This is a genomic window from Winogradskyella vidalii (assembly GCF_013403955.1).
Classification (GTDB): Bacteria; Bacteroidota; Bacteroidia; order Flavobacteriales; family Flavobacteriaceae; genus Winogradskyella; species Winogradskyella vidalii.
The window spans coordinates 387,060-404,492 of sequence record NZ_JABFDG010000002.1; the positions used below are offsets into that span (position 1 = coordinate 387,060).

Here is a 17,433-nt window from a genome sequence, read left to right on the forward strand (position 1 = left end):
TTAAATATTCAAAATCTGTATTTTTGTATCTAATTCAAACATCTGTCTTTTATGAAGTTTATAAAAAACATTGAACTCGGAGACCCTTCAGCAAACAATCAAAACTTCATTAACCTGAATTTAAAGCTCTTATGCTGTCGTTATTGGCTATTAGACTTATGGGATTGCCACGAAATGGTTTTTCCGTTTTGGAGGCTCTATTGGAATAAAAACACAGGCGGCCAATTAATCCACCAAGACAATGTTTTTGAAATGAACCCCAATCATTTATACATCATTCCGCCCTTCACCTCATTTTCTTCACGCTATTCTAAAAACCATATTTACAACGAAGGCATTCATGTTTCCGGAAAACATGTAAATGTTAACCACAATGAAAAGGAATTTGAAGACATGTACCTGATTCATTTTTTTGTTCATTTTAATTTAGGGGTTCCTTTTGACAGTGTTTTTCCTGGGATTTTAAAAATTGAATTAACAGATTACCTAAAGGATAGATTAAACTATTTAACCATGCGTTTAAAAATTGAAAACACTGATTTTAAACTCACCTTTAATTTAAAATTACAAGCTTTTATAAAAGAAGCGCTTACTAATATCGGTCCTGAGTTGTGGAAGACCATCAATATAGATGAACGCGTATTAAAAGTGATTCGTTTTATTGAAGTTAATATCGATAAAAAATTAAGTAATACCGAAATGTCATCAATTATCAATATGGCACCCAATTCTTTTTCGCGATTATTTAAAGAAGAAATGAATATCACGCTTCACAAATTTATTCAAAACAGAAAAATAGCTAAATCCTGTGAGTTATTTGAACACACTAACAAATCCATTGAAGAGATTTCTTATAACTTAGGATTTTCAGACCGCTATCATTTTTCTCGAGTTTTTAAATCGGTTACCGGATTAACACCCGCATCTTACAAATCTGGAAAATACACTTAAAATCACTTCATATATAACGTATACCTTATACAATAGGCTTTTTTTTACTTTCTAAACCCATACGAGCATTATGAGCAATTAATTGATGGATTTGAGTAACGTAGCCTGTCCATTTTTTCAGTCCTTTACTGAAGTAAATTATTTTAAAAAACCTAAGCACCATAGCTTGTAATAGCGCTATTTTTCTAATAATCTACAACGTTATAGATTAACACTCAAAATTACCCAATGTTTAAATTATACATATTTTTGATTAATATGGATAAATATTAAAACTACATTATATCATAAGTTTGTTAACTACATTACTATAAAATAATTAGGGTAATTGTTTAATTACAATAAAAAAACCCAAATTATTACATATATCACAAATTAAACACTAACAGTCATGAAAGAATTTAAACAATTTATAAACGGAAAGTTTATAAAGTCCACATCTTCGGAAGTTACAACGGTACTTAACCCTTGTACGGAAGAAGTATTGTCAGAAATACCAAAAGGTTCTATTGAAGATGCACAAAAAGCATTAGATGCAGCCCAGGAATCACAACATGCTTGGAAAAGTTTAACCGCAATTGAACGTGCTGGTTATTTAAACAAAATGGCAAGTGTAATACGAGAAAACCGTGTGTTTTTAGCCGAAACTTTAGCCGCAGAACAAGCTAAAGTGTTAGGGTTAGCACAAGTAGAAATCGATGTTACAGCCGATTATTTTGATTACTATGCAGGTTTTGCAAGACGAATAGAAGGAGAAATTATTCAAAGTGACCGTAAAAAAGAACACATCTTTTTACATAAAGCACCTATTGGCGTTGCTGTAGGTATTTTACCTTGGAACTTTCCATTTTTTGTAATGGCTAGAAAAGTTGCAGCATCATTAATTACAGGAAACACTTGTGTTATTAAGCCAAGCTGTATTGCACCAAATACAATTATGGAATGGGTAGAGTTAATTCAAAAAATTGAATTACCTGCTGGTGTCTTAAATTTTGTTTGTGGTACTGGTCCTGTTGTTGGTAATGCGCTTAGCAAAAGCCCAATTACAGGTATTATCAGTTTAACTGGTAGTGTTTTTGCTGGTCAGAAAGTTATGGAAGCAGCGTCTCAAAATATAACTAAAGTATCTTTAGAATTAGGAGGTAAAGCACCGGCCATTGTTTGTGCTGATGCTGATTTAGAATTAGCCGTCAATGCTGTTGTAGGCTCTAGAATCATTTATAGTGGGCAAGTTTGCAACTGTGCAGAACGTGTCTATGTTGAAGAATCTATACACGATCAGTTTTTAGATATGGTAAAAACTAAAATGAGTGCTTTAAAAGTTGAAGATGCATTTTCGGATAACAATCCAGATATGAGCGCCATAGTTTCTAAAAATCAATTAGATAACATTGCCGAAATGGTTGAATATGCTAAAAAAGAAGGCGCAGAAGTTTTACTTGGAGGACATAAATCTACCCAGTTTGACAAAGGGTATTTTTATCAACCAACCTTATTAACTAACGTAAGACAAGATATGCAAATTATCCAAGAAGAAGTTTTTGGGCCTGTATTACCTGTCATGAAATTTAGCACTTTAGACGAGGCTATTGCTTTAGCAAATGATTCTGAATATGGGTTAACATCCTCAATTTTCTCAGAAAACTTTAATAAAGTTATGCACGCAGCAGAGGAATTACAATACGGAGAAACGTATATAAATAGAGAGCATTTTGAAGCGATTCAAGGCTTCCACGCAGGATGGAAAAAATCTGGAGTTGGTGGCGCTGACGGAAAACACGGTATGGAAGAATACCTTCAGACCAAAGTGATTTATGCACAATACAGATAGAAATTAATAGCAGATTATCTAAGCACTATTCATTTTTATACTTTAAATTGAATAGTGCTTTCTTTATGTAACACCAACTAAATACGATGCCCAATGTCACACTCAACTAAAGTACCTGTAGTACCTAAAGATGTTTTATTACCATTTATACTGATAACCTCTTTGTTTGCACTTTGGGGATTTGCGAATGACATTACCAATCCTATGGTTGCTGCATTTGGAACCGTAATGGAAATCTCTACCGCTAAAGCAGCTTTAGTACAATTAGCTTTTTATGGTGGTTATGCTACTATGGCAATACCAGCCGCTCTTTTTGTTAGAAAATACAGTTACAAAAGCGGAATAATGTTAGGCTTAACACTTTATGCCACAGGTGCATTATTATTTTTTCCTGCGGCTAAATTTGAAGTCTTTGGCTTCTTTTTGGGATCGCTTTATATTCTAACTTTCGGACTTGCTTTTTTAGAGACCACTGCCAATCCATTTATCTTATCCATGGGTGATGAAAGCACTGCTACGCAACGTTTAAATTTGGCACAAGCCTTTAACCCAATTGGTTCACTCTTAGGGATGTTTGTCGCTTCAAAATTTATTTTAATTGCTTTAGATTCTGACATTAGAAACGAAGCAGGCGCACTCGTATTCAACACTTTAGATGAAGCTCAAAAAGCAGTGATAAGAACACATGATCTAGGCGTTATAAGAAACCCTTATGTAATCCTTGGTTTTGTAGTGATAGTAATGTTGGTCGTTATAGGATTTACAAAAATGCCAAAAAGAGCTGAAAACGACAATCATTCTTCTGCCGCATCTTCATTTAAGAGATTATTCAAAAATGGAAAATATAAAGAAGGTGTTATCGCTCAATTATTTTATGTCGCTGCTCAAATTATGTGTTGGACATTCATTATTCAATATGCAGGGAATTTAGGCATACCAAAAGCTGAAGCTCAAAATTATAATATTTTAGCCATGGCTATATTTTTAGTGAGTCGTTTTATAAGTACATTCTTAATGAAATATATCAACTCAAGAAAGCTATTAATGATTTTTGCACTTTGTGCTATGGTAACTATTTCTGGCGTTATTTTAATTGAAGGTATATTAGGACTCTATTTATTAGTCGCTACATCAGCCTTTATGTCTTTAATGTTCCCAACCATTTATGGGATTGCCCTAAACGGCTTAAGAGCAGATGATACAGCATTAGGTGCTGCTGGTTTAGTAATGGCAATTGTAGGTGGTGCTTTAATGCCAATCTTACAGGGGCTTATGATAGACACAGAAAAAATTGGTCCTTTTTCAGGGGTTAATTTCTCCTTTATTCTTCCTTTTATATGTTTTTGTGTCATTGCATTCTATGGCTATAGAACTTTAAAATTTTATAAATAAGTCATTATAATTAAATAATCATGACTTTGTTTGAGATAAAAAAACTGAACTTGAAAAACTAAATTCAAACTAATGAAAGTAGGCTTATTTATTCCGTGTTATATCAATCAACTATATCCACAAGTAGGAAAAGCAACATTAGAACTTTTAGAAAAACTCAATGTACAAGTCGCTTACCCTTCTGGTCAAACCTGTTGCGGACAACCGATGGCTAACTCTGGTTATGAGTCTGATTCTGTTGGTGCTTGTAATAATTTTGTAGAATTATTTAAAGGTTTCGATTACATTGTGACGCCTTCCGGAAGTTGTGCCTATCATGTAAAAAAACATTATAATATAATTCCCCAATCCGAAGATGTTATTAATGTGCGCAATAACGTTTATGAACTCTGTGATTTTATATTAAACGTCTTAAAAATTAAAGATTTTGGTGCTTCATTTCCTTACAAAGTTGGCGTTCACAAAAGTTGTCATGGCCTAAGAGGTTTACGATTAGGCTCCTGTTCTGAAGTGGTTGGCGAACGCTATTCTTATATTGAAGAATTACTACAACATACCAAAGGCGTCGAAATAATGCCCTTAAAACGCAGTGATGAATGCTGTGGCTTTGGTGGTACATTTGCTGTTACCGAAGAAGCCGTTTCTGTTAAAATGGGTAAAGACAAAATTAAAGATCATTTAGATAGTGGTGTAGAAGTTATCACAGCTACAGACACCTCATGCTTAATGCATTTAGAAGGTTTAGTAACCCGAAACAATCAGCCACTTAAAGTGTTACATATTGCCGAAATTTTAAATAGTAACCTTTAAGCTAAGCACGAATCCTAAATTCTAGGTTCTCAAAAAAACAAATAAAAATGAGTCACTCACAATTAGCAAGTATCTTTAATAAAGATGAAAAGAAAGTCGATTGGCACGATAAAGCACTATGGTTTGTGCGCCATAAAAGAGACCTTTCTGTTCATAATGTAAAAGGCTGGGAAGAGTTACGAAATTTGGGTCATGGTATAAAAGCACACATGCTCTCCAACTTAGACAATTACCTTATAGAATTTGAAGCCAATGCTTTAAAAAACGGTGTTCAAGTCCATTGGGCTGCAAATGCAGAAGAACACAATAAAATAGTCCACAGTATAATTAAAGAAAATAAGGCTAAAAAGGTGGTAAAAAGTAAGTCGATGTTGACTGAAGAGTGCCATTTAAATCCTCATTTAGAAGCTGATGGCATTGAAGTGATTGATACCGATTTGGGTGAACGCATTGTTCAATTAGCAAAAGAACCACCAAGTCATATTGTTTTACCAGCTATTCATAAAAATAAACATGAGGTCGATGAATTGTTTCAAGAACACTTAGGCACAAAACCCTGTGATGGTGATCCTCAATATTTAACAGGTGAAGCCCGTAAACATTTACGTCAAAAATTTATTGAAGCTGATGTTGCCATAACAGGTGTTAATTTTGCTATTGCAGATACAGGTGGTTTTGTGGTTTGCACCAATGAAGGTAATGCTGATATGGGTGCACATTTAGCCCCCGTTCATATTGCATGTATGGGTGTTGAAAAAATCATCCCGAAACAAGAACATTTAGGTGTTTTTCTAAGATTATTAGCCAGAAGCGCTACCGGACAACCAATTACAACCTATTCATCACATTTTAAAAAACCAAGAAAGGGCGAAAAAATGCATATCGTCATTGTCGATAATGGCCGTTCAGAACAATTAAGCAGACCCGATTTTAGAGCCTCCTTACATTGTATTCGTTGTGGTGCTTGCATGAATACTTGCCCTATTTACAGACGTAGTGGTGGCCATAGTTATGACGCCACAATTCCAGGACCAATTGGTTCAATTTTATCACCAGGAAAAGACTTAACGAAACACAGTACCTTGCCGTTTGCATCCACATTATGTGGTTCTTGCTCCGATGTATGTCCAGTTAAAATTGACATTCACGCACAACTTTACAAATGGCGCCAGATTATTACCAAAGAAACACCGCAACCCTTTGTAAAAAAGCAATCCATGAAAGCCATGGGAAAAATATTTGCTAAACCCTCTCAATTTGAAAAAGTTGGAAAAGTAGCCCGATGGTCGTTACGAAATTTACCAAAATCGTTGATTAACTCAAAATTGAATACCTGGGGACAAGCTAGAGATTTACCTTCAGGACCGAAACAAAGTTTTGACCAATGGTACGAGGAACGCCAAAACAACAAAAAAGATTAAACATGGGCAGTAGAGATCAAATATTAGCGAGAATAAAATCTAACAAACCAGAATTAATCGACTTACCACAAATTGATACTTCGGTTTTTAAGGATGAAGATTTAGACCTTATAAAAGAATTTATAAAGAAAGTAGAAGTTGTTGGAGGCAATGTGGTTGAAGCCACTTCTAACGCTGATGTTATTCAACAAATTAAAGCTAATTTTCCAGATACTAAAAATAACTTTTCGCAGTTAAAAGATGCTGATGGTTTTAATACGCTTAACTTAGAAACCATTCAAAACCCTCATGAACTTAAAGATTTAGATGTTCTAGTTTTAGAAAGTAAAATTGGTGTTGCTGAAAATGGATCCGTATGGCTTGCCGACGATGATATTCCGGTGAGAGTTTTACCTTTTATAACCAAGCATTTAGCGGTTGTAATTACAAAACAAGCTATCGTCGCTTATATGCATGAGGCTTATAAAAAACTCTCTGAGACTAAAGCCGACTACGGTGTTTTTCTTGCTGGCCCTTCAAAAACAGCAGATATTGAGCAGTCTTTAGTAATTGGTGCTCATGGCGCTTTGAGTTTAACTATTTTCTTAAAATAACACTGTCTCAAAATTATTAATTATAATTACTTTAATTAAACTTTTTACAGCAACTATTTATTTAATGATAGTTGTTGTAAAAAGTTTTTATATTCGGGCTTATTAGGATATAAATCTATCAATTTCATTAAAGCACTTTCGGCTTTTTCTGGTTGATTAGAATTAAAATAATGATACGCTAAGGCATATAGTAAACTCTCGTTTGAAGCATCAACCTTTAAACCTTCTAAAAGCGTTTCTTCTGCACTTTTGTTATCTTGTTTTTTGCTATACAATAAACTCAAATTGTAATAAGGACGTGGATTTTCTGGCATACGCTCAATGGCATTAGTCATTTGTTTAATCGCATCATCTGTGCGATTTAATTCAGCATATAATAATGCTAAAGAATAATAAACAGGTCCAAATTCTGGTTCTTGTGCAATAACGGCTTTGAATGTTTGCTCAGCCTTTTCAAAGTTTTGGTCTTTATAGTAAAGTGTGGCTAGGTCTAAGCGTATTTGATTATTTAATACATCAATAGCCAAAGCACTTTCAAACCCTTCAATCCCCTTTTGCAAATCACCTTTCTTAATATTATATCGCGCTCTTTTTATGCGGCCACCTACAAAATCAGAATTATGGTCTAGATAATCAAAAAACTCTTTTTTTACTTTTTGATAGCTGTCTTTATAGTTGTCTGGTATTTGTAATTCTGTTAAACCTCCCAATCCGTAAAACGCTTTAATTCTTACGGTACGCTTTCCATCATTTAGTAAAGGCAGAAAATAACTGGTATAATCAGTAGTATCAGTTTCACCCAATACATCTACAGTGGCTGCTCTTACTAAAGCAGATTCATCATTTAAAAGTTTAAGATATTGGTCTATTAAATCATCTGAATAGTAATTTGAAATCACTTTTACTGCAGAAGCTCTAGCTATTTCTGGTTGGGTTTTATCATTCATTAATTCGGCTAACCCTTCATGAGCATCAGAATGACCAGCAATTCCTGGCGCTAATTTATCTGAAAAATGAATAGAATCTACCTCACCATATTGTTTTTGGAATTCTTCCCAAGCCCATTTATCATCTTTATCTTCATGGCAACCTGTACATGCATTTGGCGTTCCATATTTTAGACTCTGATCTGGTCTTGGAATTCTAAAACTATGGTCTCTTCTAAAATCATTTCCCATATAATAGCGTCCGGTCATATGACAATTAATACATTGTGCCCCTTCTGTATCGACTTCATGAAAATGATGTTTTGGCGTATCGTAATCTGCAGGTATGTGACATTGAGCACAAAGCATATTGCCTTCAAACCTTAATTCCATGGAATGTGAATTATGACAATTGTTACACGTCACGTTATTTTGATACATTTTACTTTGAACAAAGGATCCGTAAACATACACTTCATCTAAAATTTGACCATCTGCAAAATAAAGATTCTCTTCAATTAATTGCGGATAATAATGGTCGAGCATAGTGCCTTCAAAATTAAAATGTGTAGAAAATTGTTCGCGACGCATATGGCAACGCGCACACTGATCAACCAATTCTTTTGGCTTCGTATCTAGAGTCATTTGCAGTGTTCCTGTAGAAGTGTAGTCATCGCCTAATCGGTTAACATCCTCTACGTGCTGTTTTCCTGGACCGTGACAAGCTTCACAGCTCACATTAATTAGAGCATATTTGGTATCATAACTATGTGTCTCTTGATCATAATTTTTTCTCACATTGGTAGAATGACAATCAGAACACATGTTATTCCAGTTTAATCCACCTCTAGACCAGTGTAACCATTCTGAATGTACCACTTTAAAATCAGGATACAAATCAAACCATTTATTTTCAACCGAATCCCAAGCCGTTCTTAAACATTGGTAATGTCCATCTGGAAACTGCACTATATATTGTTGTAATGGTGTAACGCCAAAAGTGTAAATCACTTTATAATCGTGATATTCGCCATCGGGACCTTCTGTATTTGCATAAAAATCACCGTTTTTTTGAAAGAAATGTGAAGTTACCCCTTGACTCGTAAATTTTTCTCCATTAAAATCTGCCAAGACCGAAATACTATCGGCAATTTCCATGGCTTTATCATGATGAGAACCTTGCCAATCTTTAAATTCCTCTTCATGACATTCTCTACAATTTTGATCGCCTAAAAAGTGATCATCAGGAATCAATTTCCCTGATAAAAAGACAGATTCTTTTTTAGCTACTGTTTCGTAATTATTTTTTTCTTTACATGAAAAAACAACAGAAAAACAGACTAGAACTAGAATCACTAAATGATTGTAAGCGGGTATTTTAGGTTGGCAAATCTTGAATTTCACAAGGCAGAGTTTTAATATAATTTCATAGTGAAATTACAGTATCAAATGTAACTAAAAAATGTGTTTTATCCTACATGTTTCGTAAGAAGGACAGCGCTTAAACACCTATTTAAAACCACTCTAATTTGACCTGCCACTTCGCTTAAAAACACTCCTATTTTTAATTCAATTAACCCCCTAGACAGACACTTGAAGTTAAAAAATTAATGCTTCTTTTATATCCACCTTGTATCTGCATAGCTGTGACTTAAAATAACTAGATTTTAAGTTAAACCTTTAACATTATTTATTTTTGACTAAATGATATATAAAAGCTGTTTTTTATTTAAATTACAAAGAATAAGTACTTGTTAAAATACCGTCATATTCTTCATAAAAAAATGACAGAAATAGCAATCTATCCAATTATTAAAAACAATGTAACTTTGTATTATGAAAGAAACACTTTTATTTAATGTGGAAATATATGTGGCAGAACTGCTAAATAAGCAACTTGCTTCCACAAATTACTACCACAATGCTATTCATACCAGAGAAGTTGTTGCCAATGTTAAAGATTTAGCAACTAAAGAAAACTGTTCTGAAACAGAAACTTTAAGCTTATTATTAGCAGCGTGGTTTCATGATACAGGTTATATTTACACCGACGACGGCCATGAAGAAGAAAGTGTTAAGATTGCTAAATCATATTTAAAAACGCAAGATGTTCCTGAAGCAACTCAAGAACAAATTGAACAATTAATTTTAGCAACAAAGAAAAATTTTAAGCCCACCAATAAACTAGAGGCTATAGCTAAAGATGCCGATTGCGGACATATTGCTTCTGAGGATTATTTGAGTACTTCAGAAAATTTACTCAAAGAGATAAATGCTAAAAATGAATATCAACTTTCCAAAATAGAATGGATGCGAGAGAACTTAAACTTTCTCAAAAACCATTCTTTTTATTCTGATTCTGCAAAATTATTATGGCAGCCCAAAAAAGAACGCAACCAATTAGAAATTCAGAAAAAGCTATATAAACAATCTAATAAGAAAAGCAAAAAAGACAAATCCACAAAGTTTGGCAGAGGTGTAGAAACCATGTATCGTGTGCAATTAAAAAACCATATTGAATTAAGTGCCATTGCAGATACTAAAGCCAACATATTGCTTTCGGTAAATGCTATAATTATTTCGGTAGCTTTATCTAATTTAATTCCGAAATTAGATAGTCCTTCAAATTACTTTTTAGTCTATCCTACGTTAATTTTAATGCTTTTTAGTGTTGCTTCTGTAGTATTATCGGTACTTTCTACACGACCTAAAATATCTAATGTCGCCATTACTAAAGACATGATTAAAAAGAAAAAAACTAATATCCTCTTTTTTGGAAATTTTCATAAAATGAGTTTGAAAGATTTTGAATGGGGAATCGACTACCTAATGGATAACGAAGAAACCTTATACAATTCACTGACAAAAGATTTGTATTATTTAGGATTAGTGCTTAACAGAAAATACAAATTATTAAGAATCACTTATACCGTTTTCATGTTCGGAATTATTATATCAGCGGCTACATTTATTTATAGTTATTACATAAACATGGTTGCTTAATATTAAAATATTATGAAAAACACGACTACAGGTCCTTTCAAAGTAAATATTTCTTTACGCTTATTAAAAGATAAGTTTATAGATTTATTAGACTCAAATAATGCGTCTATCCAAACACAAGCAAAGCAAGCTTTAGAGCTATTTGAAAAATATCCTGTGCTATCTAAAGGTTCTAGTTCAATAGAAGACTTTCTTAAGTATAAGCCTGTCATTGATCAAATAATGTCTTATCTTTTTCCTTCCGCTTTATCAGAAAATGAAATTAAAGCAGCTGTGTCACCTTATACTAGCGAAGTTATATATTGTAGTTCAAGATTAGAGCAAATTATTAGTAATGCAGAAGTAAGTGAAAGTATTTTTAATGAATTGTATAAGGATTATGAAGACTCTTTTGATTTGCTTACATATGCGATTATTTTAAATATTCATTACAAATTTAATGTCGATTTTGAAAGACCCAAAACCCTATCTATTATAGATAAAAACGGTAACAGAAAGCGTTACCGTGTGGCTTTTAATGCCGATTTCCTAGATATTTATCCCAATGAAAATGCCATTGAAATTACTGAGGATATATTAGACGAATTATTAAGCAACGCTAACAACCTTGAAATCTGGAGAAAGTACTTTCCAAAAGAATCTTGGACTATTGAGGGCTTCGGAATCGTAAATCTTATAGACACTTCTTTAGATGAACGCATAGATGATTTTAAAACCCATTTAATAGAACCTAACAGCGAAAGTTTTCAATATTTAATTGAAGATATTAGGCGCATATTTAACATACCAGATTTACAATTGGGGAGTTACAGTGTAGAGCACGATAAAATTATCTCACCGTTAGACAGAAACTTTAATATGCTTACTCTAGCACAGGGTGATGATGTTAGCATTAGCGAATATGCTTGCGAACATATTAATTGTCAACTATTTAAAGACTTCAAACCTCTAGTTATTTCTAATATAGAAACCTATCACAAACAAACCAATGGCAACAGATTAAGTGAAACTTTATTAAAAAAAGGCCTAAAAAGTGTGGCGCTCATTCCGGTTTCTATCAATGGTGAATTAGGTTTTATTATAGAATTAGCAGCCTTTAAACCCAATCAGCTTAATGCCATTAATATGGTGAAGCTAGATTCTATTTTACCTTTTATAATAAGCTATTCTAAGCGGACATTTTCAGAATATCAAAATGAAATCAGTGCTATTATTCAACAAGAATGTACGGCCATCCATCCCGCTGTACAGTGGCGTTTTGAAGAAGAAGCGAATAAATATATGCAAGAACGGAATTATGGCGAAAATCCTGTTTTTAAAGAAATTGTTTTTAAAGATGTGGTTCCTCTTTTTGGTCAAATAGATGTAGTAGGTTCTTCTAATGCTAGAAATGAAGCCATTAGAATAGATTTAACTAAACAGTTAGAAAAAAGTAAAACATTACTACAAAACCGGATTAAAATAAACTTACCTTTTTACGAACAGTTAATTTTTCAAATTGATAAGTATTTATTGGAGTTAAAAGAGAACTTTCATACCAATTCAGAACAAGAAATTAATATCTTTTTTGAAAAGCAACTCTTTCCTTTATTTGAATATTTTCAAAGCAATTCTAAAAACAGTAAGGATGTAGATGAATTCCTTAAAACTATAGATAAAACAACGAGCAATTTATACGATGCTAGAAAAGCTTACGATACCACTATTGAAAAAGGAAATAAAGCTTTGTCTTCATTTTTAGATCAACAACAAACAAAGGCTCAGGAAATATTTCCACATTATTTTGAAAAATTTAAAACCGATGGTATTGAGCACAATTTATATATTGGGCAATCGATTTCTAAACACCTCAACTACCATCCTACCGTGTTATACAATTTACGTTTGTGGCAACTTCAAGTGGTTTGCGAAATGGAAGCCATGTATTACGATAAGCAAAAAGAGTTTCCATTGCAGTTAGAAGTCGCTTCATTGATACTCGCTTATGATGTGCCGATTACAATCCGATATCGTATTGACGAAAAACAATTTGATGTCGATGGCGCCTACAATGTACGTTACGAAATGATTAAAAAACGTATCGACAAAGCCCATATCAAAAATACCAATGAACGCTTAACACAACCCCATAAACTTTCTGTGGTATATTCTAGCAACATCATGGAAAAAGAATATTTGGCTTATTTTGAATTTCTACAAGCCAAAAACTATATCGGAAATGATATTGAAATTGTAGAATTAGAAGAGCTTCAAGGGGCAAATGGTATAAAAGCGATTAGAGTAAGTATCAATAGAAAGCTTCAAAAGGTAGCCGATATTTTTACCATAGAAGATTTACAAGCCGTATAAAAAGGGTTGATGACATGAATAAAAAACTACTATTAGGCTTATTTAGCATAGGAATTATTGTAAGTAGTTGTGCTACTTTTAATCCTTACAATGTTAATACGAGCGACAAAACACTTAAACATATCGACAACAATACCACCAATGTTTTTTTAATTGGTGATGTTGGATTGCCAGAAGCCGATGGCACAGCACCAAAACCATTACTAAAATTACAGCAGCAATTTGGTAAAGCAGATAAAGACGATGTGCTCTTATTTCTTGGCGATAATATTTACCCTAAAGGCATTCCATTAAAAAATAAAAAAGCCATTAAAGCGGCAGAACACGCACTAAATCTTCAACTAGAAGTCGCAAAAACATTTCCTGGAAGTGTGTATTTTCTTCCTGGGAATCACGATTGGTATAGTGGCTTAAAAGGTCTAAAACGACAAGAAAAATTGGTTGAAGATGCTTTAGGGAAAAACACCTTTCAACCCGAAAATGGCTGTCCTATAGAAAAAGTAAACCTCAGTGATGATACCGTAATGCTGATTGTAGATTCGCACTGGTATATTACCAATTGGAATAACCACCCCACAATTAATGACGATTGTGAAATAAAATCTAGAGCCGATTTTTTAGATGAATTTAGAAGTGAAATTAAGAAAGCACGAGGCAAAATCACCTTAGTGGCCATACACCACCCTATGTATAGCAATGGGCCACATAACGGACGTTATGGGGTTAAAGAAAACATGAGCCCTTTGCCTATTCTCGGGACTCTTAAAAATGTTCTAAGAACAACTACAGGTATTGTAAATGCCGACTTATCAAATCAGTTTTACAATGACCTCAGAAAAAATCTTGTAGTAGCGGCACAGCAAAATGAAAATGTTATTTTCCTTTCTGGTCATGAGCATAATTTACAATATTTAGAAGTTGACAATGTGAATCAAATTGTCAGTGGTTCAGGTTCTAAAAGGACACCAGTAAGAATGCGAAACCCTAATAATTATGGTCATTCTGTTCCTGGTTACGCCGTATTAAATATAGGAAAAAATAAAGCTGTAGACGTTCAGTTTTTTAATTCTGATGCAGAAGAAGTCGAATTTTACAAACAGATAAAACAACCAGAACAAGTTTCAGAAATCAATTATCCTGAAATGACTTCAGATTCTGTAAGTACTTCTATCTATTCAAAAGAAGACACTGATAAATCTGGTTTTTATAAATTTCTTTGGGGCGAACGGTATCGCGATGATTATAGCACAACCGTTAAAGCTAAGGTGGCTAACTTAGACACTTTAATGGGCGGATTAAAACCTTTTAGAAAAGGTGGCGGTACACAATCTAAGACTCTTCATCTTAAAGATACTGAAGGAAAACGTTATGTAATGCGTGCCATGAAAAAGCAAGCCGACCAATTTATGCAAGCTGCTATTTTTAAAGATCAATATGTAGAAGGGCAATTTACAGATACCACTTCTGAAGATTTATTAGAAGATATTTTTGCTGGTGCTTACCCTTACGCGCCATTTACTTTAGCAACACTTTCTGAAGCTATTAATCTTCCGCATTTAAACCCTAAGTTATATTACATCCCAAAACAAAATGCTTTAGGTTTACATAATGAAGATTTTGGAGATGAACTTTATCTCTTTGAAGAACACCCTTCTGATGGCCATACACATTTAGGCACAGGAAATTTCACAGGAGAAATTGTAAGCACTGTAGATATGTTAAATGATGTGCTTAGTGATGAATCTAAAATTATTGATGAAAAAGAATTTATAAAAGCACGCTTATTTGATATGCTTATTGGTGATCCCGACAGACACCAAGACCAATGGCGCTGGTTGGTTTACGAAAATAAAGGCAAAACCATTTATAAACCTTTACCTAGAGATCGCGATTTTGCTTTTTCTAAAGTTTCAGATGGTTTTTTATTTGGTACTGCTGTAAAAATAATTCCGACGGCAAGAAAATACAGAAAATATGAGTCCGATTTAAAAGATGTAAAAGGATTTAATGTTTCCGGATTTTCATTAGATGTGGCTTTTATCGCCGAAGCAAATAAATTAGATTGGGATAAACAAGTGCAGTATATTCAATCTCAAATCACTGATGCCGTTATTGATAAGGCTTTTGAAAATCTCCCCAAAGAAATTGATATTAACAATGCCGTTGCTATTAAAAAGATTTTAAAAGACCGACGCGCTAATCTTCAAAAAATTTCGGACAGATATCTAAAGTTATTACAAAAATATGCTGTAATCACCGGAACGCATAAAGATGATTATATCAATGTTAAGGCCTTAGAAAGTGGTACTGTAGAAGTGTCTTTATATCGTAAAAAAGACGATACCATTAAAGACCGCTTTCATCATAAAATTTACGACCCAAAGGCGACCAAAGAAATCTGGATATATGGCCTAGATGATGATGATAGTTTTGAAGTTGAAGGAAAAATTTCTAAGATTAAAGTGCGTTTTATTGGCGGACAAAATAATGATGATTACAAGATTGAACATGGTAAAAACATTGTGATATACGATTACAAATCGAAAAAAAATGATTTAGAACAAGCTAAAAAAGCTAGAATCAAATTAACGGACGATTATGATACCAATGTTTATGATTACAGGAAATTAAGGAACAATGTGAATCAAATCTCGCCTATTGTTGGCGCCAATCCTGATGATGGGTTAAAATTAGGATTCTCAAACACCTACACCACTTATGGATTTGAACGCAATCCATTTACATCGCAACACCAAGTTAAAGCCGCCTATTATTTTGCAACTGATGGCTACGAATTAAATTATAAAGGGGAGTTTGCTAATGTAATTGGTAACTTAAATTTTGGATTTCAAGCGTATTTTCAAAGTCCAAATTACAGTGTAAATTTCTTTGGTTATGGTAATGAAACCGAAAATTATGATGACGATTTAGGTCTAGATTACAATAGAGTAAAAACGAGAATTTTTCGTTTAAGCCCACAACTTATTTGGAATTCTAAACGGGGAAGCCTTATTCATTTTGGTCTTAGTTATGAGGTGAATGAAATTCATAATACGGATAACCGTTTTGTGTCGGATAACGACTTGCTACCCGAAAATATTTTTGATGAAGAGCATTTTGGTGGTGTTAACGCAAAATATGATTATTATAATTACGACAATAAGGCCTACCCTACCAATGGCATGCATATTTCAATTGAAACCGGTTATAAAAATAATTTAGAAGTAAGCGGTCGTAGTTTTGGATATCTTATAACAGATTTAGGTTTTGCGAGACAACTAAACCCATCGGGACGTTTGGTGTTTGCTACAAAATTGAAAGGTCACTTAAATTTTGGAGATGGTTTTGAATTTTATCAAGCGGCATCAATCGGTGGTCTAGATGGCTTAAGAGGTTATAGAAACCAACGGTTTACAGGAAAAAATGCTTTCTATCAAAACACAGACTTAAGGTATAGTTTTAACCGTATGAAAACACAGTTGGTTCCTATAAAATTAGGAATTTATGGTGGCTTTGACTATGGTCGTGTTTGGCTTGAAGATGATTCGTCCGAAAAATGGCATAACGCTTATGGTGGTGGCCTTTTTATTAATGCTGTAGATTTACTGTCTGCAAATTTAGGCATGTTTCACGCTTCAGATGGCATCAGAGTTTCTTTTGGAATGGGCTTTGATTTCTAAAAAAAAGGCGTAAATAAAATTTACGCCTTAACAATTTAAACAAAACAACCAATTACTATTTTACTAAAGGCTTTAGTTTAACTATTGAAAGTACTAAAAGAATAATCGCTATAACTACAAGCACCCATTGTGGTACTGGCCTTGCAAAAAATTCCATTATTAAACCACCAATCATAGTTGCCAATAAAAGGATGTATGCTAATTTCCCTAGGCTATGCTTATTTTTAATGGTGTACAAGATGAGTAGTATGGCAATTATAAGCTCTACAGCACCTGTAAATACTCTAAATACATTTGGGTCTATTGGCACTAAAGATTTAAACTGTTCAAATCCTTGAATACTTTTTTCGGCGCCTAATAATTTTGGTAGAGCAAAGAATACCATAAATGCAGCGGCTACAAAATCACTTACTTTAAGTGCTATTTTTGTGTTTTTCATTGGTGTAGTTATTTTAATAAACCTTCGGAATAATACAG

General features: G+C 33.5%; 11 protein-coding genes. 9 read left to right on the forward strand and 2 right to left on the reverse strand.

Annotated elements, in window-relative coordinates; genetic code table 11:
- The first annotated feature begins 51 nt into the window (after window positions 1–51).
- The 6 genes from HM982_RS08470 to HM982_RS08495 all read left to right on the forward strand — a co-directional run bounded on the left by HM982_RS08470 (window position 52) and on the right by HM982_RS08495 (window position 6,998).
- Complete coding sequence (locus HM982_RS08470) at window positions 52–951, forward strand: helix-turn-helix domain-containing protein (protein WP_179352710.1); 900 nt, start codon at window positions 52–54, stop codon at window positions 949–951.
- Between the two features lie 391 nt (window positions 952–1,342).
- The gene (aldA, locus tag HM982_RS08475) at window positions 1,343–2,782 is read left to right on the forward strand and encodes an aldehyde dehydrogenase (RefSeq protein WP_179352711.1); all 1,440 of its coding nucleotides are present in this window, start codon (window positions 1,343–1,345) and stop codon (window positions 2,780–2,782) included.
- Window positions 2,783–2,875: 93 nt separating this feature from the next.
- Entirely contained in the window at window positions 2,876–4,174 is a 1,299-nt protein-coding gene (gene fucP / locus HM982_RS08480; RefSeq protein ID WP_179352712.1) for an L-fucose:H+ symporter permease, read from the forward strand.
- A 72-nt stretch (window positions 4,175–4,246) separates the two neighbouring features.
- A complete protein-coding gene (locus HM982_RS08485; protein WP_179352713.1) occupies window positions 4,247–4,984 on the forward strand; it encodes a (Fe-S)-binding protein in 738 nt (245 codons plus the stop codon).
- Between the two features lie 47 nt (window positions 4,985–5,031).
- On the forward strand, window positions 5,032–6,405 hold the full coding sequence (locus HM982_RS08490; protein WP_179352714.1) for a lactate utilization protein B: 1,374 nt from the start codon (window positions 5,032–5,034) through the stop codon (window positions 6,403–6,405).
- A 2-nt stretch (window positions 6,406–6,407) separates the two neighbouring features.
- Window positions 6,408–6,998 carry a LutC/YkgG family protein gene (locus HM982_RS08495; RefSeq protein ID WP_179352715.1) on the forward strand — a complete coding sequence of 197 codons (591 nt, stop codon included), beginning with the start codon at window positions 6,408–6,410 and terminating at the stop codon, window positions 6,996–6,998.
- 53 nt (window positions 6,999–7,051) lie between these two features.
- Here HM982_RS08495 and HM982_RS08500 read toward each other — a convergent pair whose 3' ends face one another.
- Complete coding sequence (locus tag HM982_RS08500) at window positions 7,052–9,328, reverse strand: tetratricopeptide repeat protein (protein ID WP_317167421.1); 2,277 nt, start codon at window positions 9,326–9,328, stop codon at window positions 7,052–7,054.
- 432 nt (window positions 9,329–9,760) lie between these two features.
- On the opposite strand from HM982_RS08500, the gene HM982_RS08505 reads away from it, so the two are divergent.
- The 3 genes from HM982_RS08505 to HM982_RS08515 are packed head-to-tail and all read left to right on the forward strand — an operon-like array spanning window position 9,761 to window position 16,956.
- On the forward strand, window positions 9,761–10,927 hold the full coding sequence (locus tag HM982_RS08505) for a Pycsar system effector family protein (RefSeq protein ID WP_179352716.1): 1,167 nt from the start codon (window positions 9,761–9,763) through the stop codon (window positions 10,925–10,927).
- A 12-nt stretch (window positions 10,928–10,939) separates the two neighbouring features.
- A complete protein-coding gene (locus tag HM982_RS08510) occupies window positions 10,940–13,276 on the forward strand; it encodes a hypothetical protein (protein WP_218849791.1) in 2,337 nt (778 codons plus the stop codon).
- Window positions 13,277–13,290: 14 nt separating this feature from the next.
- Window positions 13,291–16,956, forward strand: coding sequence for a metallophosphoesterase (locus tag HM982_RS08515; RefSeq protein WP_179352717.1), 3,666 nt, complete (start codon window positions 13,291–13,293; stop codon window positions 16,954–16,956).
- 55 nt (window positions 16,957–17,011) lie between these two features.
- Here HM982_RS08515 and HM982_RS08520 read toward each other — a convergent pair whose 3' ends face one another.
- Window positions 17,012–17,395: a DoxX family protein gene (locus HM982_RS08520; RefSeq protein WP_179352718.1), complete on the reverse strand. Its 384-nt coding sequence runs from the start codon at window positions 17,393–17,395 to the stop codon at window positions 17,012–17,014.
- Window positions 17,396–17,433 lie beyond the last annotated feature (38 nt).

What these genes read in the sequence shown, in the direction of transcription:
- HM982_RS08470 (WP_179352710.1), top strand. Translation starts at nt 52, where the DNA reads ATGAAGTTTATAAAAAACATTGAACTCGGAGACCCTTCAGCAAACAAT.
- aldA (WP_179352711.1), top strand. Translation starts at nt 1,343, where the DNA reads ATGAAAGAATTTAAACAATTTATAAACGGAAAGTTTATAAAGTCCACA.
- fucP (WP_179352712.1), top strand. Translation starts at nt 2,876, where the DNA reads ATGTCACACTCAACTAAAGTACCTGTAGTACCTAAAGATGTTTTATTA.
- HM982_RS08485 (WP_179352713.1), top strand. Translation starts at nt 4,247, where the DNA reads ATGAAAGTAGGCTTATTTATTCCGTGTTATATCAATCAACTATATCCA.
- HM982_RS08490 (WP_179352714.1), top strand. Translation starts at nt 5,032, where the DNA reads ATGAGTCACTCACAATTAGCAAGTATCTTTAATAAAGATGAAAAGAAA.
- HM982_RS08495 (WP_179352715.1), top strand. Translation starts at nt 6,408, where the DNA reads ATGGGCAGTAGAGATCAAATATTAGCGAGAATAAAATCTAACAAACCA.
- HM982_RS08505 (WP_179352716.1), top strand. Translation starts at nt 9,761, where the DNA reads ATGAAAGAAACACTTTTATTTAATGTGGAAATATATGTGGCAGAACTG.
- HM982_RS08510 (WP_218849791.1), top strand. Translation starts at nt 10,940, where the DNA reads ATGAAAAACACGACTACAGGTCCTTTCAAAGTAAATATTTCTTTACGC.
- HM982_RS08515 (WP_179352717.1), top strand. Translation starts at nt 13,291, where the DNA reads ATGAATAAAAAACTACTATTAGGCTTATTTAGCATAGGAATTATTGTA.
- HM982_RS08520 (WP_179352718.1), bottom strand. Translation starts at nt 17,395, where the DNA reads ATGAAAAACACAAAAATAGCACTTAAAGTAAGTGATTTTGTAGCCGCT.